This window comes from Streptomyces sp. Isolate_45 (genome assembly GCF_024721315.2).
Taxonomy (GTDB): Bacteria; Actinomycetota; Actinomycetes; order Streptomycetales; family Streptomycetaceae; genus Streptomyces.
Map to the genome: position 1 here is coordinate 1 of NZ_JANFAK020000072.1, position 21,229 is coordinate 21,229.

General features: G+C 74.0%; 22 protein-coding genes. 13 read left to right on the plus strand and 9 right to left on the minus strand.

Annotated elements, in window-relative coordinates:
* Positions 1 to 212: 212 nt before the first annotated feature.
* Entirely contained in the window at positions 213 to 1,232 is a 1,020-nt protein-coding gene (gene ppk2, locus NOD94_RS22510; RefSeq protein ID WP_281207852.1) for a polyphosphate kinase 2, read from the plus strand.
* Here ppk2 and NOD94_RS22515 read toward each other — a convergent pair.
* Positions 1,210 to 1,782 carry a TetR/AcrR family transcriptional regulator gene (locus tag NOD94_RS22515; RefSeq protein ID WP_281207853.1) on the minus strand — a complete coding sequence of 191 codons (573 nt, stop codon included), beginning with the start codon at positions 1,780 to 1,782 and terminating at the stop codon, positions 1,210 to 1,212. The genes ppk2 and NOD94_RS22515 overlap by 23 nt on opposite strands.
* 141 nt (positions 1,783 to 1,923) lie before the next feature.
* On the opposite strand from NOD94_RS22515, the gene NOD94_RS22520 reads away from it, so the two are divergent.
* The 3 genes from NOD94_RS22520 to NOD94_RS22530 all read left to right on the plus strand — a co-directional run bounded on the left by NOD94_RS22520 (position 1,924) and on the right by NOD94_RS22530 (position 7,432).
* Positions 1,924 to 2,715, plus strand: coding sequence for an SDR family NAD(P)-dependent oxidoreductase (locus NOD94_RS22520; protein WP_281207854.1), 792 nt, complete (start codon positions 1,924 to 1,926; stop codon positions 2,713 to 2,715).
* 303 nt (positions 2,716 to 3,018) lie between these two features.
* Positions 3,019 to 5,313 carry a CehA/McbA family metallohydrolase gene (locus NOD94_RS22525; RefSeq protein ID WP_281207855.1) on the plus strand — a complete coding sequence of 765 codons (2,295 nt, stop codon included), beginning with the start codon at positions 3,019 to 3,021 and terminating at the stop codon, positions 5,311 to 5,313.
* A 205-nt stretch (positions 5,314 to 5,518) separates the two neighbouring features.
* A complete protein-coding gene (locus NOD94_RS22530) occupies positions 5,519 to 7,432 on the plus strand; it encodes a HEAT repeat domain-containing protein (protein ID WP_281207856.1) in 1,914 nt (637 codons plus the stop codon).
* Positions 7,433 to 7,490: 58 nt separating this feature from the next.
* Here the strand turns inward: NOD94_RS22530 and NOD94_RS22535 are convergent, their stop codons facing one another.
* Positions 7,491 to 7,931 (minus strand): pyridoxamine 5'-phosphate oxidase family protein, encoded by a 441-nt coding sequence (locus NOD94_RS22535; protein WP_281207857.1) that lies wholly within the window; start codon positions 7,929 to 7,931, stop codon positions 7,491 to 7,493.
* Positions 7,928 to 8,620 carry an NAD(P)H-binding protein gene (locus NOD94_RS22540; protein ID WP_281207858.1) on the minus strand — a complete coding sequence of 231 codons (693 nt, stop codon included), beginning with the start codon at positions 8,618 to 8,620 and terminating at the stop codon, positions 7,928 to 7,930. The genes NOD94_RS22535 and NOD94_RS22540 overlap by 4 nt, the downstream gene beginning before the upstream one ends.
* Positions 8,621 to 8,695: 75 nt before the next feature.
* On the opposite strand from NOD94_RS22540, the gene NOD94_RS22545 reads away from it, so the two are divergent.
* On the plus strand, positions 8,696 to 9,367 hold the full coding sequence (locus NOD94_RS22545) for a TetR/AcrR family transcriptional regulator (protein ID WP_281207859.1): 672 nt from the start codon (positions 8,696 to 8,698) through the stop codon (positions 9,365 to 9,367).
* 21 nt (positions 9,368 to 9,388) lie between these two features.
* Here the strand turns inward: NOD94_RS22545 and NOD94_RS22550 are convergent, their stop codons facing one another.
* The 3 genes from NOD94_RS22550 to NOD94_RS22560 all read right to left on the minus strand — a co-directional run bounded on the left by NOD94_RS22550 (position 9,389) and on the right by NOD94_RS22560 (position 11,707).
* A complete protein-coding gene (locus NOD94_RS22550) occupies positions 9,389 to 10,078 on the minus strand; it encodes a hypothetical protein (protein ID WP_281207860.1) in 690 nt (229 codons plus the stop codon).
* Positions 10,075 to 11,319, minus strand: a complete 1,245-nt coding sequence (locus NOD94_RS22555; RefSeq protein WP_281207861.1) for a 2-isopropylmalate synthase — start codon at positions 11,317 to 11,319, stop codon at positions 10,075 to 10,077. Before NOD94_RS22555 ends, NOD94_RS22550 begins: the two co-directional genes overlap by 4 nt.
* A 199-nt stretch (positions 11,320 to 11,518) precedes the next feature.
* Complete coding sequence (locus NOD94_RS22560; RefSeq protein WP_281207862.1) at positions 11,519 to 11,707, minus strand: DUF6381 family protein; 189 nt, start codon at positions 11,705 to 11,707, stop codon at positions 11,519 to 11,521.
* A 349-nt stretch (positions 11,708 to 12,056) separates the two neighbouring features.
* Here NOD94_RS22560 and NOD94_RS22565 point away from each other — a divergent pair, with 349 nt between their 5' ends.
* The 5 genes from NOD94_RS22565 (at position 12,057) to NOD94_RS22585 (ending at position 15,186) form a co-directional block, all read left to right on the plus strand.
* Complete coding sequence (locus NOD94_RS22565) at positions 12,057 to 12,929, plus strand: heavy metal-binding domain-containing protein (protein WP_281207863.1); 873 nt, start codon at positions 12,057 to 12,059, stop codon at positions 12,927 to 12,929.
* Position 12,930: 1 nt separating this feature from the next.
* A complete protein-coding gene (locus NOD94_RS22570; protein WP_281207864.1) occupies positions 12,931 to 13,794 on the plus strand; it encodes a heavy metal-binding domain-containing protein in 864 nt (287 codons plus the stop codon).
* A complete protein-coding gene (locus NOD94_RS22575; protein ID WP_281207865.1) occupies positions 13,787 to 14,185 on the plus strand; it encodes a hypothetical protein in 399 nt (132 codons plus the stop codon). The genes NOD94_RS22570 and NOD94_RS22575 overlap by 8 nt, the downstream gene beginning before the upstream one ends.
* 91 nt (positions 14,186 to 14,276) lie before the next feature.
* On the plus strand, positions 14,277 to 14,879 hold the full coding sequence (locus NOD94_RS22580) for a TIGR03086 family metal-binding protein (RefSeq protein ID WP_281207866.1): 603 nt from the start codon (positions 14,277 to 14,279) through the stop codon (positions 14,877 to 14,879).
* Positions 14,880 to 14,907: 28 nt separating this feature from the next.
* Positions 14,908 to 15,186, plus strand: coding sequence for a DUF3253 domain-containing protein (locus tag NOD94_RS22585; RefSeq protein WP_281207867.1), 279 nt, complete (start codon positions 14,908 to 14,910; stop codon positions 15,184 to 15,186).
* Between the two features lie 71 nt (positions 15,187 to 15,257).
* On the opposite strand, the gene NOD94_RS22590 is transcribed toward NOD94_RS22585, so the two are convergent.
* Together NOD94_RS22590 and NOD94_RS22595 are read right to left on the minus strand one after the other, a co-directional pair.
* Positions 15,258 to 15,383 carry a DUF5958 family protein gene (locus NOD94_RS22590; protein ID WP_281207868.1) on the minus strand — a complete coding sequence of 42 codons (126 nt, stop codon included), beginning with the start codon at positions 15,381 to 15,383 and terminating at the stop codon, positions 15,258 to 15,260.
* A 133-nt stretch (positions 15,384 to 15,516) separates the two neighbouring features.
* Positions 15,517 to 16,071, minus strand: coding sequence for a MarR family winged helix-turn-helix transcriptional regulator (locus tag NOD94_RS22595; protein ID WP_281207869.1), 555 nt, complete (start codon positions 16,069 to 16,071; stop codon positions 15,517 to 15,519).
* A gap of 81 nt (positions 16,072 to 16,152) precedes the next feature.
* Between NOD94_RS22595 and NOD94_RS22600 the strand changes: the two genes are divergently transcribed.
* Together NOD94_RS22600 and NOD94_RS22605 are read left to right on the plus strand one after the other, a co-directional pair.
* On the plus strand, positions 16,153 to 16,584 hold the full coding sequence (locus NOD94_RS22600) for a carboxymuconolactone decarboxylase family protein (RefSeq protein ID WP_281207870.1): 432 nt from the start codon (positions 16,153 to 16,155) through the stop codon (positions 16,582 to 16,584).
* Positions 16,585 to 16,742: 158 nt separating this feature from the next.
* On the plus strand, positions 16,743 to 19,412 hold the full coding sequence (locus NOD94_RS22605) for a YfhO family protein (RefSeq protein ID WP_281207871.1): 2,670 nt from the start codon (positions 16,743 to 16,745) through the stop codon (positions 19,410 to 19,412).
* A gap of 42 nt (positions 19,413 to 19,454) precedes the next feature.
* On the opposite strand, the gene NOD94_RS22610 is transcribed toward NOD94_RS22605, so the two are convergent.
* Positions 19,455 to 20,099 carry a PASTA domain-containing protein gene (locus tag NOD94_RS22610; protein WP_281207872.1) on the minus strand — a complete coding sequence of 215 codons (645 nt, stop codon included), beginning with the start codon at positions 20,097 to 20,099 and terminating at the stop codon, positions 19,455 to 19,457.
* Positions 20,100 to 20,336: 237 nt separating this feature from the next.
* Here NOD94_RS22610 and NOD94_RS22615 point away from each other — a divergent pair, with 237 nt between their 5' ends.
* On the plus strand, positions 20,337 to 21,215 hold the full coding sequence (locus tag NOD94_RS22615; RefSeq protein ID WP_281207873.1) for a DUF4394 domain-containing protein: 879 nt from the start codon (positions 20,337 to 20,339) through the stop codon (positions 21,213 to 21,215).
* Positions 21,216 to 21,229 lie beyond the last annotated feature (14 nt).

Genomic DNA, 21,229 nt, shown 5'->3' on the forward strand with positions numbered 1-21,229 from the left:
ACTACCACCGCCAGGTGGGCGGCTACTACGGCGGCCCCCACCGCATCTGACGGGGCACCACCCGAGCGTCCGGGGCCGGGGCGGCAACCACACGGTTGCCGCCCCGCCCTCCGTGTTGCCGCCCCCACGCTCCACACGGTTGCCCCACGCTCCACACGGTGGCCGCCGCGCCCTCCACGCTTCCACCCGGCATCGTCGGGTAGGCGCACGAGGTGGAAGACGAAGCAGGAGCGCGAGACGAAGCGGTGGAACCGGGCGAGAACCTGCTTTCGGGGTTGAGCGTCGACGCGAGCAGGCCGGAGCAACCCGTCCTGCTGGACGCCGGAGGGGCTCCCATCCGGACATGGCAGGAGAACTACCCCTACCAGCGGAAGGTGGGGCGCGCCGAGTACGAGCGGGACAAGCGCATCCTGCAGATCGAACTGCTGAAGCTGCAACGCTGGGTGCGCGAGACCGGCGCCCGGGTGTTGGTGCTCTGCGAGGGGCGGGACGCCGCGGGCAAGGGCGGCACCATCCAACGCTTCACCGAACGCCTCAACCCCCGCGGGGCCCGCATCGTCGCCCTGGAGAAGCCGACCGAGTGGGAAGCCGGACAGTGGTACTTCCAACGCTACGTCGCGCACCTGCCGGGCCCGGGGGAGATCGTCTTCTTCGACCGGTCCTGGTACAACCGCGCCGGCGTCGAGAAGGTGATGGGGTTCTGCACGGACGGCGAGTACGACCTCTTCCTGCGGCAGTGCCCCGCCTTCGAGACGATGCTGGTGGACGACGGGGTCCTGCTGGTCAAGTTCTGGTTTTCGGTGTCCAGGGCCGAACAGCGCACCCGGTTCGCGATCCGGCAGGTGGACCCGGTCCGGCAGTGGAAACTGTCACCCACCGACCTGGCCTCCCTCGACCTGTGGGACGCGTACACGCGGGCCAAGGTAGCGATGTTCCGTGCCACCGACACCGAGGCGGCGCCCTGGGCGGTCGTCAAGAGCAACGACAAGCGGCGCGGACGGCTGGAGGCGATGCGCAGCCTGCTGTGGCGCGTCGAATACGACAACAAGGACCCGGACGCCATCGGCCGGCCCGACCCGCTGATCGTCGGGGCGGCCGACACGCTCCTCGAACAGGGTGAGGAGCCCACCGCGCTGTCCCCCACGCCCCTGACCGGCCGGCCGACCGGGGGGCCGGGCCACCACCCCGCGCCCGTCCCGCCCGAGGAGCCTACGGGGCCTGCGTCGGGGTGAACCTCGTGAGGACCAGCAGGGTGTCGACGAGTTCCTCCGCGGGCGCCCCGGTCGCCAGGCGGCGCAGTTGCTGGCCGAAGACCAGGGCCACGGCGACACCCGCCAGACGTTCGGGGTCCGGCACGCCGAGGTGCGTCAGGATCCGGGTGGCCAGCAGGTCGTAGGCGGCGAAGCACTCGGCCGCGGCGGCACGCAGCCGCTCGTCGCGACCTGCCTGGACGTACAGCTCGAAGGGCGCGATGTGGCGGCTGTCGAAGACGTTGCCGCCCGCGACCCCCGCCACCACCTCGGCCGCCTGCCCGATGTCGAAACGCTCGTCGGAGCACGCGTCGGCGAGCGCCGTGAAGTGCCGGGTCTCCTCGGCCACGAAGTGCAACAGGCTTTCGCGCAACAGCTCGTGCTGGGTGGCGAAGTGGTAGGTGACGGAACCGAGTGAGACCCCGGCCTCCTTGGCGATCCGCCGGTTGGTGACCGCGGCGATGCCGTCCTGCCCGATGATCCGCAGCACGGCGTCGATGATGCTCTGGCGGGTCTCGGAAGCATGGGGCATGTCGACATCCTGCCCCATCGGCCACCGCGACCACCCTTGGGGGCGAGGGGAGTTGGGGTGCCGCGCGGTGTGGACAGCCGGCGGGACGATCCCTACTGTTCGTTCGAACGAACAGTAGAGGGCGGCCGAACGGGAGTCATCGTGGACATATCCGGATCGAACGTGCTGCTCACCGGTGCCACCGGAGGCATCGGCTCCGACCTGGCGGTGCGGCTGGCGACCCAAGGGGCCCGCCTCACGCTCACCGGGCGTCGGGAGGAGGCCCTCAAGGCCACCGCGGACGCCTGCGGCGCCCGGACCGTGGTCGCCGACCTGGCCCTCCGGTCCGACGTCGTCCGGCTCGCCGGAACCTGCGCCGGGACGGACATCCTCGTCGCGAACGCCGCCCTGCCCGCCAGCGGCGACCTCCTCGACTACACCGAGGAACAACTCGACCGCGCCCTCGACGTCAACCTGCGCGCGCCCGTATTGCTCTCCCGACTGCTCGCGGAGCACATGGTGGCCCGCGGACGGGGGCACATCGTGCTGGTCGGCTCCATTTCCGGCAAGGCGGCGACCCGATCGACCTCCCTCTACAACGCCACGAAGTTCGGGCTGCGCGGCTTCGCCCTCGCCCTGCGCCAGGAACTCAGGGGCACCGGGGTCGGCGTGTCCCTCGTCCAGCCCGGCTTCGTCCGCGACGCGGGCATGTTCGCGGACACGGGCGCCACCCCGCCGAGCGGCATCAGGACGGTGACACCCCGACAGGTCACCGACGGCGTCGTACGAGCCGTCCGCCGCGACCGCTGCGAGGTCAACGTGGCGCCGCTGGAACTGCGCCTGCTCAGCGCCATCGCCGGGCAGTTCCCCGGCTTCGCCGAACGCGTCCAGGCCCGGACGGACATCGACGGCTCGGTACGCCGCATGGTCGAGGCCCAGCGCTCACACCGCTAGACCCTGGACCGTCCCCGGGCCATCTCCCCGCGCGTCCGGCCGTACCCCCCCAGCCCCGTACCCCCCGCCCCGTACTACTCCCTCCCGCGCGACGCCCTCCACCCCCACTCCACGTGAACGGAGAGCACGACTGTGCCGAGTAGCCACCCCCTCCCGAACACCGTGCCCGGCCCACCCCCCACCCCCGGCGTCGAGCGCCGGTCCCTGCTCCGATTAGGGGCCCTGCTGGCCGCCGGTGGGGTCGCGGCCCTCGTCCCCGCCCCGATCGCGCACGCCGCGACGCGCGGCCGGGGCACCGACACGGTGACGACCACCTACAAGGGCCGCGCCCCGTACGGCAACGACCAATGGGCGTACGTCGCCTTCGACGTCCCCACCGGGGTCCGGCGGATATCCGTCTCCACCACCCACGACGCCGCCGCCGGCATCCTGGACCTCGGCATCTTCGGCCCGTCCGGCTTCCGCGGCTGGTCGGGCGGCGCCCGGTCCGGGTTCACCCTCTCCGCGGCGGACGCCACACCGGGCTACGCCCCCGGCCCCGTCGAGCCCGGCAACTGGTCCGTCATCCTGGGGCCGATGGTCGGCGCCACCGGCGGCATGGACTGGCAGGTCGACGTCACCCTGCACCACGGCGACCCGCTGCCCCGGACCCCGTACGACATCCTCCCCGCCGCCGTGCCCGGACGGGGCCCCGGCTGGTACCGCGGCGACCTGCACCTGCACAGCGTCCACTCCGACGGCCAACGCACCGTCGACGAGATCGTCGCGGCCGCCCGCCAGGAGGGCCTGCACTTCCTCGCCACGTCCGACCACAACACCAGCTCCACCGGGGTGACCTGGCGCGGCAACATCCCGACCGACCTGCTGGTCATCAACGCGGAGGAGGTCACCACGCGCCACGGCCACTGGCTCGCGGTCGGCCTGCCCCAGGGCGAGTGGGTGGACTGGCGCTACGGCCCCGCGGACCAAGGGGCGTTCGACGGCCACGCCCGGCGCGTGCACAGCCTGGGCGGGCTCACGATCGCCGCCCACCCGCTGACCCCGGCACCGGGATCGTTCTGGGAGTTCGGCCTCGACCGCGTGGACGCGCTGGAGGTGTGGAACGGACCGTGGACCCTGGACGACGCGGCGAACATCGCCGCCTGGCACGTCATGCTCTGCCTCGGCAAACGGATCGCCGCCGTCGGCAACAGCGACGCCCACAGCCCCGCCGACGCCGTCGGCCGCCCGCACAACGTGGTGCACGCCACCGGCCTGTCGACGCCCGCCGTGCTCGAAGCCCTGCGCCTGGGCCGGTCCTACGCCGTCGAGTCCGCCGCCGTGACCCTGGACTTCACCGCCCGTTCCGGCGCGGCCGTCGCGGGACCCGGCGAGGAACTGCCCCTGTCGTTCTTCGACACCGTCGACGTCACCCTCGACGTGACGGGCGCCCCCGACAGCATCGCCACGCTGTACACCGAGTGGGGCAGCATGGCCGCGACCCGCATCGACGCCACCGGCAGCGGCCGACTGCGCTGGCGCGGCTGGGGCAAGGCCTCGATGTTCGCCCGCGCCGAGGTGCGCCGGCCCAAACCCGCCTCCACCACCCTGGACCAACTGGTGGCCATCACCAACCCGGTGTGGTTCCACTCCGCGCGACTGCCCCCGTACGACGTCGAGCGGCGCGCGCTCTTCCTCACCGAGCGCCGCCCCGACGGGTCGTGGAGCAGCATGCGTCCGCTGCCCGGCGCCGCCGGTGCCGCCTCGTTCGCGGGGGTGCAGAGCGCCGCGGCCGGGACGGCGGACGGCTCCGTCGTGGTGCTGGGCATCGCACCCGACAACGGCCTGTGGCTGACGACCGTACGGGGTACGGCCGCCCTCGGGCCGTGGCGGCGCGTCGCCGGACCGGACGGCGCCACCGGCTTCACCGTCCGGGACGCGGACATCGCCGCCATGCCCGACGGCACCTGCCGGATCGTGGCGACGGCCATGGACGGCACGACCCACCACCAGCAGCGCCGCGCCGACGGCGGGCTGACCGGCTTCCGGCCCGTCCCCGGCCCCACCGCGAACAGCCACTGGGGCGCGACACGGGTCGCCATCGCCGCCATGCCCGACGGGAGCGCCCAACTGCTCTCCTACGGCACGGACGGTGCCATGTACCACCGTGTCCAGGGGCGCGACGGTACCTGGACGCCCTGGGGGCGCCCGGCCGGCCACGGCGGAGCCCCGACGTTCTCCGGCCCGTCCCTGGCGATCACCGGCATGCCCGACGGATCCGCCCAGGTACTCGCGATCGGCCTCGACGGGATGGTCTACCACCAGGTGCGGCGCGCCGACGGTTCCTGGACCGGATTCCGGCCGCCGAGGGGCGTCACGACCCCCACCATGGGGGCCAGCGCCATCGGCATCACGGGGACGCCCGACGGCTCCGCCCAGGTCGTGGCGGTCGGCCTCGACGGCCGCCTCTGGCACAACGTCCGAAGGCCGGACGGCTCCTGGACACCGTTCGCGCAGGTCCCCGGCCCGAACGGGCGCGACCCCTTCCCCGCGGGGCAGTGCCGCGTCACCACCCTGCCCGACGGCACCACCCACGTGACGGCCATCAGCGCCGGCTGAGGGCCGGCGCGCACCGTCGGTCGTCGCTCGTCCCCGACCGCCTCCCGCTCCTGGTCGCACGCCCCGCCCGTCCCCGGCACCAGGGCCCGCACGACCTGGAACCCGGCCCCACCACGTCGCCCGAGCGGTGGGGCCGGACGCGTAGGATCCCCCTCATCACACCATCGGCCTTTCGTACGGCCCGATTCGAGAAGAAGTCGCCTGGATGTCCCAGGAACCCACCACCACGCCGGACCCGGTCCCGTGGGCGGAGCTCGACCATTTCCGCGGCTCCGCCGAGAACATTCCCGAAGTGCTGTCCGCCTGCACCGACCCGGCGCGGTCGAAGCGCGCCCTCGCCGAGCTGTGGGACTGCCTCCAGCACCAGGGCGGCACGCTGGTCTCCGCCGCCCCGCCTGTATTGCCCGTCCTGCTCGACTGGGCGCACGACCCCACTTCCGGCCTACGGCTCCCCGCGCTCGGCCTCATCGGCGAACTGGCCAGGGACGGGCGTACCTCGCAGCCGTCGTTCGTCGCCGCGGCCTGGTTCCCGGCATGGGAACGCGCCACGCCCCGGCTGCTGGAACTCCTGGCCGACCCGGACCCCGAAGTGCGGCGCCTGGTCCCCTTCCCGCTCGCCCAAGCCGTCGCCGGCGCCGCCGAGGTCCTCCCGGCGCTGCACGCGCGCTGGAAGGCGGAGCCCGACACGAGCGCGGCCGTCGGACTCGTCTTCGCCGCCGGCCAACTGCTGCGGCACACCCCGGCACGGTGGCCGCCCGAGGTGATCGACTGGCTCACGGCCCTCCCCGCGCACCCCGACCCGGACCAGCGGTTCGCCGGCGTCCTCGCACTGCGCCGCAGCGGGCTCGGCGGCCGGGACCCCCGACACCTCGACGAGGCCGCCGCCTACATCGGCGCCGCCCGCACCGAGGCGTGGCAGCGTTCCTGGGCCGGTCCGGGCCGGCCCGAGTGGCTGCCCACCCGGATCGACGGGCTGCTCGGCGACGACCGCGAAGGGCGGACCCGCCTCGCGGCCACGCTGCTTGAGCGGGGCGACGGCAACGCCCTGCCCGTGGCCGACGCCGTGATGAGCCGCTGGCGCTCGCCCGTGCGCACCCTCCTGCCCCTGGTCGCGGCCCGACTGTCCGACCCGGCCCCACCGCACCGCCGCCGGGCCGTCGCCCTACTCGCCGCCGCCGGCCGGCGCGCCGAGCCCTGGGCCGACGAACTCGTCGCCGCCTGCGCGGACGAGGAGCGCCACGTCGCTCCGTCCGCCCTGCACGCACTGGTGCGGATCGGGGATCCGCGCGCCGTCCCGCTGGCGGCCGAGCGGCTGCGCCGCCCCTTCCACGGCCTGCGGCCCGCCACCTGCCACGGCGGTACGCACATGCCCTCGCTCGGCGACGTACTGAACCCGCTGCGCCCGTTCGCCGCCGACCTGCTGCCCGCCCTGCGGGACCGGCTGCGCACGGCGCCGACGTCCGACGAACGGCGCGGCCTGCTCGGGGTGCTGACGGACTGGGGGGCCTCGGCGGCGCCCGCCACCGGCGACCTCGTGGCCCTGCTCGGTACGGACGCGGAGCCGTGGGCGCTCGACGCCCTGGTGGCCATCGGCACGCCGGAGGCCCGGTCGGCGGCCCTGCCGGTCGTCGAGGCCTCCCTGGGCGGACCGGACACTCGGGCACCCGAACGCCACTGGCGGCTCACCGGGGATCCGACGGCCCTGCTGGCGCCCGGGGCGGCGCGTCCGCGCCCGGAGCTGCTGGCCGAACTGGGCCCGGCGGCCGCTTCCCTGGCCGCCGTGATCCGGAGCGAGCCGAAGCTCGCGTGGCCGGGTTGGGGCAGCGTCTGGTCGCGGTACGCGTTGTGGCGGATCACCGCCGATCCCGCCGACGCCCGGGAGGCCGTCGCGGTCGCGGGACGGACCCTCCGCGAGGAACGCGTCATCGGCGCCCACGGAATCCGGGCGCTGGAGCACCTGGCGGCCCTGGGACCGCTCGCCCGGCCGCTGGTGCCCGTACTGCACCCCGTGCTCACCGCCGACGTCCGGCCGGTAGGTCCGGGACAGTGGGGCAGCGTTCCCGAGGATGACGCCCTGTGCGAAGCCGCGCGGACCCTGCTGACGGCCGCCGGGGGATAGCGGGGGAGGGCGCGGTCCCGCACGGGAACCGAGGACGGGAACGGTGGGCATCGCGGTGTCACTTCGCCTTCTGTACGGACGGTCGGGGATCGAGGTTCAGTACGCGGTCGACGGCGATCTCGATGACGACCAGGTCCGGCGGGTCGGGTGGCGCCACGCGGTAACGGGCGGTGTAGCGGCGCACCGCCTCGGCCACGCGCACGGGGTCGTCGGTGACGGCCGCCCGACCTTCGAGGGTGACCCAGCGGAAGCCGTCCGCCCGGCACAGGGCCGCACGCCCCGCCGGGCCACCCGCCGGCCCGCCCGCCGCCACGTTCCGGGCCTTGCGGGCACCCGCCCGGGTCGTCACCCGGACCAGACCGGCGGTCGCGTCGAAGGTGAAACGGACGGGGGTGACGTGCGCGGTGCCGTCGGGGCGGAGGGTGGTGAGGGTGGCCGTGCCGGGAAGGGCCAGGAACGCCCGTGTGGAGGAAGGGACTTCGACGGTCGCACGGCTCACTTCTTCTTCACGCCCTCGTTCCAGATCAGCTTGGCGATGTTCGGCTTCACGGCCGTGGTGATCACGCCCATCGCCTTGCGGACGTACCGCCGCTCGCCCAACTCCCGCAGCATGGCGGCGGCGAGGTCGGCACGGGCGGTGAATACGCCGTCCGCGCTGGTCTCGGCCGTGCGGTAGTCGGTGACCACCGGATGCTCGAAGAGGCCCGACGGCCGGACGAGGGTCCAGTCGAGGTCCGTCCCCCGGACCACGTCCTCCATACGACGCATGTCCGCGTGGAGCGTGCGGCCCAGACGCCGGTTCACCAACGGGTCGAGCACGTGGTTGAAGAAGTGCGCGCCGGTGGGCCGCCAGTGCGGGTCGGCGATGCTGGAGCTGACGACGAGGAGCCGTCCGACACCGTGGCGGACCATGGCCCCGGTGATGGCGGCGGCGCTCGCCGAATACGTGGTGACCGCCTCCGGGCCGAAGCGCGCGCCCAGCGAGGAGAGGACGGCGTCCGTCCCGCCGATCGCGGCGTCGACGGCCGCCGGGTCGGTGGCGTCGGCGACGGCCACGGAGAGCCCGGGACGTGCGGCCAGGGAGCCCGGGCGGCGGGTCACGGCGACGACCTCGTGGCCCGCGGCGAGTGCCTGGTCGGTGATCCGGCGGCCGGTGGGTCCGTTGGCGCCGAGGACTGCGATGCGCATGGTGTCGGTACGTCCTTCGTGTCGTGGTCGGAACGCCCTTGACTGTGCCGATCACCAAACGCAGGCTCAATGCCGATGAATAACGCCGCGCCCGCCTCCACAGCCCCCGACCGCACCCGCACCCGGGGCCGCCCCCGCGGCAATCCGCCGACCCGGGAGTCGATCGTCCAGCCGGCCCGCGCGTTGTTCCTGGAGCACGGATACCGGCGCACCACCCTGCGCGCCGTGGCCGCGGCGGCGGGCGTGGACCCGGCCCTGATCTCCTACCACTTCGGCTCGAAGAAGGGCCTCTTCGCCGACGTGATGCAGTTCCAGTGCGCCACCGCGCTGACGGTGGACGACGTCCTCGGCGGCGACCCGGCCACCCTCCCCGGCCGGCTGATCGACGCGGTCACGGACCTGTGGGAGGACGCCGACTTCCGGCGACTCGCCGGCCGGGGCGAAGAGGCCGCCGAAGCGATCCGCGAATACCTGGAACACGAGCTGCTGGCCCGCCTCGTTGAATTTCTCGGCGGCCGGGACGCGACCGCCCGCGCCACGGCCGTCGTGACGATCCTCGCCGGTCTCATCCACACCCGCTACGTCAACCCCCTCCCGACCCCCGCCGCCCTCACCCCCGCCGAGGCCCGCCACGCCCTCACCCCGGCGCTGCGCGCGGCCCTGGCCCCGAGGCCGCGTACGACGGCGTCCGGCGCGACGGCCCGGCGGGGCCCGGCGACCGCCGGTGGGATCACCGTCCGGCCCTGACCCGGCACCCCCCGCCGGCGGCTACCGCGCAGGCCCGTACGCGGCCCGCAGGTGGTCCACGTAGGCGGCGGCGTCGGCGTACGGACGGTCCTGCGCGCCGGAGCGATGCGGTTCCATGTGCCCGTCGGGGTGCAGGCGGATCGTGGTCGTCGCCGCGCGGGGCGGTGCGTCCGCGGCGTCCGGGGCCGTTCCGGGGAGCGCGGCCGGATCGAGGACGGGAACGTCGCCGGGGAACACGGCCCGCGCCCGGGCCGCGGTGGCGGCCGGGGGATGGCCCGTCCGGTTGGCGCTGCTGACGTACAGGACGGGGTGCGCGTCCAGAACGGCCCGGAGGGGGCCCCAACGGGCCCCGAAGAGCAGCGTCCAGCCCTCGTGGCAGGCCGGGGCCAGCCAGGCCGGCGGCGTGTGGTCACGGCTCAGCGGGGCCAGCAACGTCACGCGTTCGTCCGTCAGCAGCCGACGGGCCGTTCCGACGGCCGGCGGGGACAGGTCGAGTGACCGCAGGACGAGGTCGGTGGTCCGCGGGTGGTGGGTCCACAGTGCGACCGGTTGCCCGTCGGGACGGCCCTTGGCCCGGTTGACCGCGTACGGGGTGATGGCGGCGACGACGTACGTCAGGGGCGCGGGATTGGGCAGCACGACGGCCCGGCCCTCCGCCAGGTGTGCCCGCGCGACGTCGACGTCGACGCCGTCGGCCGATGGAGCGCTCATCGCGGGGTACGGGCCGCGGGGACGGCCAGGGCGGAGAGGTAGTCGGCGAAATCGTCGTCGTCGACCACGGCGTGCCCCTGGTCGTAGGCCCGCGACTTCACCCACGTCACCGCCGTGCGCGTCCGGTCGGCGTCGAGGTCGTGTCCGAGTCGTGCGGCGACGGCACGGACCACGCGGGCGCTGGCCAGGTGCGTGAGGACCACCCGCGGCTCGATGCCGAGCAGTCCGAGCGGATCGTACGGCTCGAACAGGCGGGGATGGACGAACGGGGTGCCCGTGGAAATGGTGCCGACCCCGTCCCCGACGATCGGGGTGGTCACGCCGAGCGGTGCGCCGGTCTCCGCGGCCACCATGCGGGCGATGCCCGGCAGCAGTGTCAGGTCGGGGGCGGTCCACCACGCGTCGCGGTCGTCGCCGAGGAGCGCGCGGGTGCGGTCGGGCCGGTAGGCGAGCAGGAACAGCAACTGCTCGGTGGCGACCATGCCGCTGCGTTCGGCGATGCCCAGCCAGGACGACGAGTGCACGCGAACGCCCGCGCGCAAGGCCTGGAGGGAGTTGGCCAGGGCGAGACCGAGGTCGTTGTGGAGGTGCGAAGCCAGCACCACGTCGTCACCCGCGCGGCGGCGCAAGGTGGCGAACATGGCCGCGGCGTCCTCGGGCAACTGGTCGCCGACCGTGTCCGCCAACACCACCACCCCGGCACCGGCCTCCGTCAGCCGCGCCGCGTGCTCACCGACCAGCGCGTGGTCGGCGCGGGACGCGTCGGCCAGGCACACGTCGACGGCCACGGTGTCATCGGCGGCCAGGGCCTCCGCGACCAGCGCGGCGCCGCCGAGCAGGGCCTGTTCGGCCGTGCCGTGGGTCATCACCCCCGCCATGGCCTCCGAGGCGGGCACGATCACCATGATCCGGGCGTGCGCGGTGCCCCGGACCGAGGCCAGCGCCTGCCGCACGTCGGTGGCGGTGCCCCGACAGACCGCGGACACGCTCACCGCGCCCTCGGCCTCCACCGCCACCCGCCGGACCGCTTCGAACTCCTCCGGACACACCGCGGGGAACCCGGCGGCGAACACCACGTGCCGCGGCCCGTCCCCGCCGAAGATCCGGCCCTGGGCGCGGGCCAGACGAACCCGGAAGTCCGGGGTCATCAGCGTCTTGGCCTGGGCCCCGTCACGCGGCGATTCCTCCCACAGCACGACCCGCCCCGCCCGCGCGGACGCGCGCACCACATCGACCCCCACCGCCACACCCTCCACTGACCCGCCCAGGACGGCCGAAGCCGTCACGCTCCGGAGAACGATCAACCGGGACGGGACCCTTCCGCAGGCGTGGCGAACCGATTCACCCGTACGAGTCACATCCCGGAGGCGCGGACCGGGCGGGGCGGGGACAGCGGCGGTGCCGGCGGCCCCGCGTCGGGCCCGTATCGGGCCCGTGAAGCTACATCGGGTCCATGGTCCCGCTGCCCCTGCCGTTCACCTCTTCGCTCAACTGGCGAATGTGCAGGGCCTTCTCCGTCAGCCGCCGCTTCTCCGCCGGGTCGCCGGCACGCTGGGCCGCCTGTTCGAGTTCCTCGGCCTTCTCGCGCATCTCTCGCGTCCGCTTGCTCGGCTGACTGTCGTTGCTCATTGCCAGTTCCTTCCCTCGGGGGAGTGAGTGCGGACGCTTCCATCCAAGCAGCGGAGCCGTACGCGGCCACCGCACCGACGCGGCGACCCACCCGAACTTCACCGTGCCGGACGAGGCCGCTCCGGTCCGCTCCGGTTACCGCCGCGCCTACCCCACGAGGGGATCACCATGTGCGCACGAGCGCGCGACCGGCGGGCCGTCCCGGCCGCCGGGCCGCTCGTACCCAAGAGCCCTGACGGGGAGCTCCGTTGGCCCCGGCGACCGGCCTCTTCGCTGCTCCGTTCGATGACATAGGCTGCCGAACGGCGATCCGATCCGCGGTGAGCCGAAGGGCCGATGGCACAGGGCGATGACACAACGACGAGACACCGGCCCGTCGGGCGCCGCTCCCGGCGGGGCGACGAACCCCCGGGCCGGCGGCATCTGGGACTCGGCGCTGTCGTCCGAGGAGTACGCCGCCGTCAAGGGCGCCGGGTTCGAGCCGGTCGGTCAGGTGCTCGGCACGACCGTCGTCGCCATCGGGTACGGCGGTGTCGGGGGCTGCCCCGGCGCGTGGACGGTCCAGAACGGCAAACGGGTGCCCTTCTCCCGGTGGGTGCAGTCGTTGTCGGGGACGGCCAGGTCGATCCACGCGGCGCGCACGCTGGCGCTGTCCCGTGCGGCGGCCGAGTGCGGCGCGCTCGGCGGCGACGGGATCGTCGGGGTGGAGCTGGACGTCCGCCGGTTCCCCGAAGGGTTCGTGGAGTACTCCGTGCGGGGCACCGCGGTCCGGGCCCGCTCGCGCGTCCGCCCGCACCGGCCGTTCACGTCGCACCTGACCGGCCAGGACTTCGCCAAGCTCCTGTACGCCGGATGGGTTCCCACCGGACTCGCCTTCGGCATCGCCCTCGAAATCCGGCACGACGACTGGCGGACCTCCCGCCGGACCGCCTGGACCGCCGACAACCAGGAGGTCGACGGCCACACCCAGCTCCTCGGCCACGTCCGCCGGGAAGCCCGAAGGCACCTGACCCTCGACGCGGCGAAGCACGGCGGCGACGGCCTGGTGGTGGACGACGTGGAGCTGACGGTGAGCGAGAGCGAGTGCTCCTCGTACGGGTACGCGCGCGACTTCATCGCCGAGGCGGTCTTCGTCGGCACCTCCATCGCCCGGTTCGGCCGCTCCGGACGGTCCGCCGGACCCGCACCACTGACCATGATGAGACTGGAGCGCGAGCGCTGAGATGACCGAGCGAACGGGGCAGGAAGCGGCTGGTGGAGCCGCGTGGCCGACCGCGGAGGGCGTGCCCGAGGACGCCATGCGGCGGCTCGCGCGACCCCCCTCGGGAGAGGGGGCGGCGCCGTTCACGTCGAACCTTTCGGTGAACGAGTTCCTGCTGGTCCGCGAGGCAGGTTTCCGCCCGCTCGGACTCGTCCTCGGCTCGTCCGTCTACCACGTCGGCATCCAGTTCGGCCGGTGGTCGAAGAACCAGGAGCTGACCAAGCTGTCGCAGGCCATGTACCACGCACGCGAACTGGCGATGAGCCGCATGGAGGCGGAGGCGAGCGCCCTGGGCGCGGACGGGATCGTGGCGGTGCGGCTGGACATCGAGTTCAAGGAGTTCGGCTCGGACGTCGCCGAGTTCATCGCCGTCGGTACGGCGGTCAAGGCGGCCGGAGCGGACCCGGGACCGGCCGGGACCTGGCTCAACAACAAGGGCAAACCGTTCACCTCGGACCTGTCGGGCCAGGACTTCTGGACGCTGGTCCGCGCCGGCTACGCGCCGCTGGACATGGTCATGGGCTCGTGCGTCTACCACGTCGCGCACCAGCGCTTCGCCCAGGTGCTGAGCAGCGCGGGCCGCAACGTCGAGATCGAACCGTTCACCCAGGCGCTCTACGGCGCACGCGAACTGGCGATGGGCCGCATGCGGGCGGAGGCGGAAGCCCTCGACGCGGAGGGGATCGTGGCGGTCCGGCTGCGGCAGCACTCGCATTCCTGGGGGCCGCACACCACCGAGTTCTTCGCGGTCGGGACGGCGGTCCGCCCGCTCCGCGACGACCACACCATCGACCGGCCGAGCCTGGTGCTGAGCCTCGATGACTGAGCCGCCGGACGTGGACATGCTGGCCGCCGCGCTGCGCCGGGACAGCGCGGACCTGAACCTCTACGTCGCCGTGCTGGCGGCCAACCTGACGGACTCGCTCCCGGCCGGCGCCGTGCGGGTCAAGCGCAGGCGTTCCGTCATGGAACGGCTGGCCGGGCGCGAGGGTTCCGTCGCCGAACTGGACGTCTCGCTCGGCGAGCGGCGCCTCCTGCTGCGACTGGACCCGGAGGGACGGGTGACCGGGGAGGACTGCCACGAGGTCCGGGGCATCGTGCTGTCCCGGCGCCCGGTGGGCCTGGACGGGTGGATCGACGCCCTGGCCCGGTCACTGGCCGAGGCCGCCGCCGCGAACGCCCGGGCCCGGGAGGCCGTCGAACGCTTCCTGTCCTGACGGCTGCCCCGAGGTTCCGGCGCGTGTCGCGATGAGTTCGGGATCCGCCGCCGGTCTACCCTTCGGACCCATCGTGTGGGAGGAGCGGCAGATGACGGACACGACGACTCTCGACCTCGGACCGCAGGCCCGGATCGTGGCGCGGCTCGCCGCGGGCGTACCCGACGCCCGCCTCGCCGACCCGACGCCCTGCCCCGCGTACGCGGTCGGCGACCTGCTGGGTCACCTCGCAGGGCTCTGCGTCGCCTTCCGCGACGCCGCCCGCAAGGACCTGGGCCCCACGACGGACACCGACCCGGAGTCGGGCGCCCCCACCCTGCCCGCCGACTGGCGCGAGGAGCTGCCCCGGGTCCTCGACGAGCTCGCCGAGGCCTGGCAGGACCCGGCCGCCCGGACCGGTATGACCCGCGCGGGCGGCGTGGACCTGCCCGGCGACATCGCGGCGGCGGTGGCCGCGGACGAACTGGTGGTGCACGGCTGGGACCTGGCCCGGGCCACCGGCCAGGAGTACGCGCCCGATCGGGCCGCGCTGCGCGCCTCGCACGCGTTCCTGCTGGCGGCCGCCGAGGAAGGGGACCGCGGCGGGGGGATCTTCGGCCCGGTCGTGCCCGTACCGGACGACGCCCCGCTGCTGGACCGGGCCGTCGGGCTGAGCGGGCGTGATCCGGGCTGGACGCCCCCGACGGCCCGGTGACACGGGCGACCGGCCGCGGACCTGCGGAGTGACGGACAGCGAACGGCGGACGGACCGGCGTCTGGAACGAGCCATCCTGGAACTGCTGGAGCGCCGTGGCCCGACCACCAGTATCTGCCCCTCCGACGCCGCGCGGGCGGTGTACGAGGGCGACGACGACGGCTGGCGCGCACTGATGGAACCGGCCCGCCGCGCGGCCGGGCGCCTGGTCGCCGCCGGCGACGTGGAGATCACCCAGGGCGGGCGCCCGGTCGACCCGACGGAGGCCCGAGGCCCGATCCGCATCCGCATCCGCCGCCCCCACTGACCGACGCCGGCCCCATCGCCGGTCCGTCGGTGGGGGCGACGCCGTCCCTCCCGACCGCGTCCGTCCCTCTGCTACGACTCCTCGGCGACCGGCGGCAGGTTGTGCCACGAGTGTCCGCAGGTCCCCCGGCAGTACTTCTCCCGGCGGAGGGCATCGGCGACGGCGAACACGGAGACGAGCACACGGAACGCCTTCACGTCCGGATCCCCTGCGCGACCTCGTTTACCAGGCGCTCCGTCCCGTGCCGAAAGGCCCGCTCCTGCGCACCGTGCCCGGTGGTGCCGGAGTCGTCGTCCATGTCGTTTCCTCCCTTGCCCTTCCGTTCGGTCCTCAGGACCCGCCGAGCCAGCTGGTGGCGTCGAGGCGGAACGCGGTTTCGGCCGGGACGACGGTCCGCAGGGCCGCCTCGATGTCCCGTACGCGCTCCGCGCCCAGTGCCCCGGCCCATTCGGCGCGCAGCTCGTCGAACACGGCGGCCGAGCGGCCGAGGGCGGCGAGGCCGTGGGGGGTGAGCCGGACGAGTTTGCGGCGCGCGTCCCCGGGGTCGTCGGTGCGTTCCGCGTAACCGAGGGCGACCAGCCGGTCGACCGTCTTGCCGGCGGCCTGCTTGGACACCCCGAGGCGCCGTCCGATGTCGCTCGCGGTCGCGCCGCGGCCGCCGATGGCCTGGAGCGCGAAGCCGTACGCGGGACGCAGGCCGGCGTGGCCCTCCTCGGCGAGGCGGGCGTGCAGGCGGTCGATGAGGGTGCGGAAGCCGCCGAGGAGGAGCAGGGGCAGCTCGAAGCCGGGGGTGTCGTGGAACTCCTCGGACGGCCGCGAAGCCCTCACCCCCTTGCCCGAATCGACAACCTGGTTTACGTTTCCTTCATCGACATCGTCAACCATGTTGTCGATCCTACTCGCCCCCACCCCTGCCTGTCCCGTCCCACCCACCCCCCCTTCCGCGCCGATCCCTCAGGAGCCGTCATGACCGCCGCCCCGTCCACCCCCGCCGACCTGTCCACCCGTACCGCCGCCGCCGTAGCCCTGCTCCGCGAGTCCCCGCAGACCCTGGACGGATTCCTCAAGCTCAACGAGATCTTCGAGTCCACGACCCTGGACGCGCACTCCCGCGAGACCGTGATCCTCACCGTCGCCGCGCGCAACCAGTGCCACCTGTGCGTCGACATGCACGAGGCGAAGCTCGCGGCCCTCGGCCCCGCCCCCGACCCCGAACGCCTCGACGCGATCCGCCTGTTCACCCTCCAGGTGCTCGCCTCCTCCGGCGCGGTGAGCGAGGAGGAGCTGGCGGCCTTCCGGGCCCACGGCTACGACCGCCGCAACGCCCTGGAGGTCGTCCTCGGCATCGGTACGTACACCGTCTCGACCCTCGCCAACCGCCTCACCGGCGCCGCGTAGGGCAACCCCGACGCAGCCGGCGTCGTCCGGAGCGGAGGGATCAGGTCCGGACCAGAATGTGGGAAGACGGGCGAAATTATCCGCCCGTTCACATAAGGTCGTGCCCTCCGCGGCCCTCGTACAGGCCGAACGCCTGATCACACGAGGGTCTTCCCCGCATGAGCCACGCCTCGCTCACCCCTGCCCCGACGGACGTCGCGGCCGGTCGCCGCATACCGGCACCGCCCCCGGCCAACCGGCGCGCGGCGCGGGCGGCGCCACCGATCGCGGCGCTGATGGCGATGGTCGCGTACTGCGCAGGGCTCGCCCTCCACGGCACCTTCCCCTTCGGGATCGTTCCGCGCGCGGACAACGACCTGCGCCACCAGTACGTCCCCTTCCACACCTACCTGTGGGACCTCCAACACGGCACCGCCCAGGGCGACCTGCTGTTCAACTGGCAGAGCGGCTACGGGGTCGGCTTCCTCGCGGACTTCGCCACCTATCTGGCGAATCCTTTCTCCTGGCTGACCGGCCTCTTCCCCCGCGACGAGGTCGAGTTCGCCGTCTTCCTGGTCAGCCTGCTCGCCATCGGGCTCGCCGCCGCCCTGATGACCGTCTTCCTCGGCCGGCTCCGCCCCGGCTCCCCCTGGCTCCGCGCCCAACTCGCCGTCGGCTACGCCGTCTGCGGCTGGAACGTCGCCGAAGGAGCCATCGTCCCCATGTGGACGTGGGGACTGGTCGCGCTGCCGATGCTCGCACTCGTCACCGACTGGTGCCTGACCGGCCGTCGCCGGGTCCTCGGCACCTTCCTCATCGCCCTCTGCTGGAGCGCCAACTTCTACACCGCCGCCATGGCCACCCTGGCCGCCGCGATCCTCCTGGCCCTGAGGCTGACCACCGCCGACGTCGACCGCCGCACCCGCGTCCGCGTCCTGGCACGAGCAGCCGGCACGACGGCCACCGGCCTGCTCCTCGCCGCCCCCGTCATCCTGGTGTGCGCCCTCGCCAACGCGCAGGCCCAGCCCACAGATCGGTACGTCGTCGGAGTGGGGACCGCGCCGCTCACCTACCTCGCGATGTTCCTGCCGGGCAGCCTGGCCAGCCCCACCGCGCCGAACGTGTTCGTCGGCGTCCTCGTCCTCCTACTGGTGCTCGCCCTGCCGTTCCAGTCCCGGGTCCCCGTCCGCGAGCGCGTCGCCTGGGCGCTCGTCATCGCCCTGACCGCCGTGTCCTTCGTCGTCACCCCCACCGCCAAGTTGTGGCAGGGCTTCGCGCTGCCGCACGGGGCACCCTTCCGGGAGGCGTTCGTCCTCAGCGGCTTCCTCGTGATGGCCGCATGGGTGTGCCTCGCCCGCATGCCCCGCCCCCGCGCCCTGCTCGGCGGCGCGGCGCTCCTCGCGCTGCTCGTCGCCCTCACCCACGACGCCCAGCCGGTCAGCGATCCGGCCCTGCGGGGCACCCTCGCCGGCGGCGTCGTGTTCACCGGACTGCTCCTGCTGTACGCGCGCGGTCTGCGGCGCCGCGCGCGGGCCGTCGTCGTGTCCCTCCTCGCCGCATCCGTCGTCGCCACGACCGCCTACTCCGTGTACGCCGTCACCACCCTGGAGGACCCGTCGCTGCGCGGCCCGTCCCGGCCCCAGACGATGACCACCGCGGGCCTCGACGCCCACGAGGCGCTGACCGGCCTGAGCCGGTGGCCCGACTTCCGGGCCGAGGCCGGCCCCGGGCTGTTCGTCACCAACAACGACGCGATGCTGCTCGGCGGCCAGGGCGGCTCCTACTACAGCAGCTACGTGAGCCGGGAGACCGCGAGCGGCCTCGCCGGGCTCGGCCTCGGCGAGGCGATGGGCGGCCGACACCTGTGGCCGGCCCGCGACCCGGTGCTGCACGCCCTGTTCGGCGTCGGAGCCACCCTCGACACGGACGCCCCCACCGGCCTGCGCCCCCGCACCATGCCCGCACCCCCACTGGTCACCGTACGACCGCCGGGAAGCGACCGGCCGTACGGCGCCCCCGCCGACTCGGTGTGGGCTCGAAGGCAGGCGGCGCTGGGCGCGCGCGTCTACACCGTGCCGGACCTCGCGCCCGCCGACCCGGGAGTCGTACGCACCGCCGCGGGCTGGCCGCTCACCCCCGCGGACGAGCCGGGCCGGGCCCACGCCCAGGCCCAGGGCCGGCCGGGTTGGGCCAACACGTTCACCGCGCGGTGCGCGCCCGGCGACCGCGCCTTCCTGTACGCCCCCGCCCTGCGCGCCGACGTGGCGGTCCGGGACGGAGTGTCCCAGGGGTTCTACGGAGATCCCCCCGTGAAACTGACCCCCCTCGAAGAGGTGGGCCGGGTGTCCGCCGACGGCCTGCTCACCTTCGACGTCCGCACCGGGCAGAAGGGCCAGGTGCTCCCCGCCGACGCGATCGGCTGCCTGGACGCCCCGGCCCTCGACGCCGCCGTGCGGCGGCTGCGGGACACCGGAGCCACGGCCGTCCGGGTGGACGGCCACTCGATCAGCGCCGACCTCCCGAAGGGCTCCACCGGTACCGCCGTCGTCGCCACCACCGCGCCCCCGGGGTGGACCTGTTCCGCCGACGACGGCCCGGCCCGGCCCCCGGTCTCCCACCAGGGCCTCCTGGGCGTCCCGTTGGGCGAGGGCGCGGACCGCGTCGCGTGCGCCTACACGCCCCCCGGCCTGACGGCCGGCCTCATGGGCTCGGCGGCCGGCGCGCTCGTGGTGGCCGGCGTACTGCTTGCGCCCCTCCTGCGGCGGCTACGGTCACGCAGTCCCCGGCGGCCGGCCACGGGCGAGCCGCCGCGGGTTCCCGACGACCGGGTCGACGCCCGTCGCCGTTGAGAACCGTCCGCCGCACCCGGGAGCCGGTGGGCAGCGGTCGTCTCAGGGACAGGACTCGCCGGTCTTGACGACGGTGAAGGCCACCGGCTGTCCGGTCAGCGCGGCACCCGCGGCCGGGTTCTGGGTACACACCTTCCAGTTCGACTCCTGGAGGACCATGCGGTCCTGCGACGAGGCGTCCTTGACGGTGATCGACGCGTTCGTCGGCAGCGCGGTGCGGGCGGCCTTCATCCCCTTGCCGACGAAGTCGGGCATGGTGTCGCCGGCCGGCTTCGGGGCGGGTGCGTCGGTGGTCGGGCAGGTCTCCTCAAGCTTGACCGCGCCGAAGTCGATGGTGGTCGAGGTGTCGACGTTCGCACCGGCGGCCGGGGTCTGCCCGCACACCTTCCAGTTGCGGTCGAGGGCCTGGAGCCGCTGTTGGCCGAGGCTGTCATGGGACTTCAGGAGGACGAACCCGGCGGCCTGGGCCTCGTCCTGGGCGGTCTGGAGGCCCTTGCCGACGAAGTCGGGGAGCGTCGCGGTCCTGGCGCCGCCGGTGGGCGCCTTGGACGGTGGGGCCCCGGCCGCGGAGGAGGTGGTCGGGGAGGCGGCGGGCGTGTCGGGCTTGCCGTCCGCGGCCTGGGGGTTGCAGGCGGTGAGCGCGAGGAGGCCGGCGGCGGCGAGCAAGGTGACGTGGTGTGTGCGCATCGCGCCATGATCACGGCGGATGCGCCGGTTCGTGGGGCAAGTGACCGTTCTGTGACGCACGGAAGCCGCGCACCGCGCAGGAGGGTGACGAGGAACGGCCGCACCCGACCATCCGTACGGCCATTGGGGCGGTGTTCGCGACTTCGACCCATCCGAGGCGCCCCGGACTTCGAAACCGGGGCGAGCCCGCGATTCCCGCGGGCGGGATCGACCGACCCTCACTCCTCGGGGAGCACCATGCGTACGCGCAAGACCATCACCGCCCTCTCCATCGCCGTGGCCGCGGCCCTGTCCGCGCCCGTCCTGGCGTCCGCGGACGGCGGAGGCCACGCCATGGACCACATGGACCGTACGGACCGCAAGGCGCTGACCGCCGTGGGCCTGACCGCGAACCAGCGCCTGGTCGAGTTCACCGTCGACCGGCCCGGCAGGAGCACCTCGATCGGCAGGGTGACCGGCCTGGCCGGCGACACCAAGCTCGTCGGGATCGACTTCCGGGTGCAGAACGAGAAGCTCTACGGCGTCGGGGACAGGGGCGGCATCTACACCCTGAACACCGGCAACGCCAAGGCCACGAAGGTGTCCCAGCTCACCGTCGGGCTCTCCGGCCGGCAGTTCGGCGTGGACTTCAACCCGGCGGCCAACCGGCTCCGCGTCATCAGCGACACCGGGCAGAACCTGCGCCACAACCTCGACGACGCCGCGGCCCCGCTCGGCACCACGGTCGACGGCACGCTCACCAACCCGACCACCCCGCCGTCCACGGCGACGGGCGTCACCGGCGCCGCGTACACCAACAACGACCTGAACACGGCGACCGCGACCACCCTCTTCGACATCGACACCAAGGCCGACCGGGTCTCCCTCCAGTCGCCCGCCAACGCCGGCACCCTCGCCCCGACCGGGAACCTCGGCGTCGCCGCCGGACCGGACGCCGGCTTCGACATCTACTTCTCGTCCAAGCACGGCACCAACCAGGGCTTCGCGGCGCTCAACACCGGCGGAGCCTTCCGCCTGTACGGGGTCGACGTGCTGACCGGTGCCGCCCGCGACATGGGCGCGTTCCCCAAGCAGCAGCAGGTCACCGACCTCGCCCTGCCGCTGGACCAGGGCTGACGTAGCCGTGCGGT

What these genes read in the sequence shown, in the direction of transcription:
- NOD94_RS22575 (WP_281207865.1), top strand. Translation starts at nt 13,787, where the DNA reads ATGACTGAGCCGCCGGACGTGGACATGCTGGCCGCCGCGCTGCGCCGG.
- NOD94_RS22615 (WP_281207873.1), top strand. Translation starts at nt 20,337, where the DNA reads ATGCGTACGCGCAAGACCATCACCGCCCTCTCCATCGCCGTGGCCGCG.
- NOD94_RS22550 (WP_281207860.1), bottom strand. Translation starts at nt 10,078, where the DNA reads ATGAGCGCTCCATCGGCCGACGGCGTCGACGTCGACGTCGCGCGGGCA.
- NOD94_RS22565 (WP_281207863.1), top strand. Translation starts at nt 12,057, where the DNA reads ATGACACAACGACGAGACACCGGCCCGTCGGGCGCCGCTCCCGGCGGG.
- NOD94_RS22610 (WP_281207872.1), bottom strand. Translation starts at nt 20,099, where the DNA reads ATGCGCACACACCACGTCACCTTGCTCGCCGCCGCCGGCCTCCTCGCG.
- NOD94_RS22600 (WP_281207870.1), top strand. Translation starts at nt 16,153, where the DNA reads ATGACCGCCGCCCCGTCCACCCCCGCCGACCTGTCCACCCGTACCGCC.
- NOD94_RS22530 (WP_281207856.1), top strand. Translation starts at nt 5,519, where the DNA reads ATGTCCCAGGAACCCACCACCACGCCGGACCCGGTCCCGTGGGCGGAG.
- NOD94_RS22515 (WP_281207853.1), bottom strand. Translation starts at nt 1,782, where the DNA reads ATGCCCCATGCTTCCGAGACCCGCCAGAGCATCATCGACGCCGTGCTG.
- NOD94_RS22570 (WP_281207864.1), top strand. Translation starts at nt 12,931, where the DNA reads ATGACCGAGCGAACGGGGCAGGAAGCGGCTGGTGGAGCCGCGTGGCCG.
- NOD94_RS22580 (WP_281207866.1), top strand. Translation starts at nt 14,277, where the DNA reads ATGACGGACACGACGACTCTCGACCTCGGACCGCAGGCCCGGATCGTG.
- NOD94_RS22545 (WP_281207859.1), top strand. Translation starts at nt 8,696, where the DNA reads ATGAATAACGCCGCGCCCGCCTCCACAGCCCCCGACCGCACCCGCACC.
- NOD94_RS22605 (WP_281207871.1), top strand. Translation starts at nt 16,743, where the DNA reads ATGAGCCACGCCTCGCTCACCCCTGCCCCGACGGACGTCGCGGCCGGT.
- NOD94_RS22540 (WP_281207858.1), bottom strand. Translation starts at nt 8,620, where the DNA reads ATGCGCATCGCAGTCCTCGGCGCCAACGGACCCACCGGCCGCCGGATC.
- NOD94_RS22595 (WP_281207869.1), bottom strand. Translation starts at nt 16,071, where the DNA reads ATGGTTGACGATGTCGATGAAGGAAACGTAAACCAGGTTGTCGATTCG.
- NOD94_RS22560 (WP_281207862.1), bottom strand. Translation starts at nt 11,707, where the DNA reads ATGAGCAACGACAGTCAGCCGAGCAAGCGGACGCGAGAGATGCGCGAG.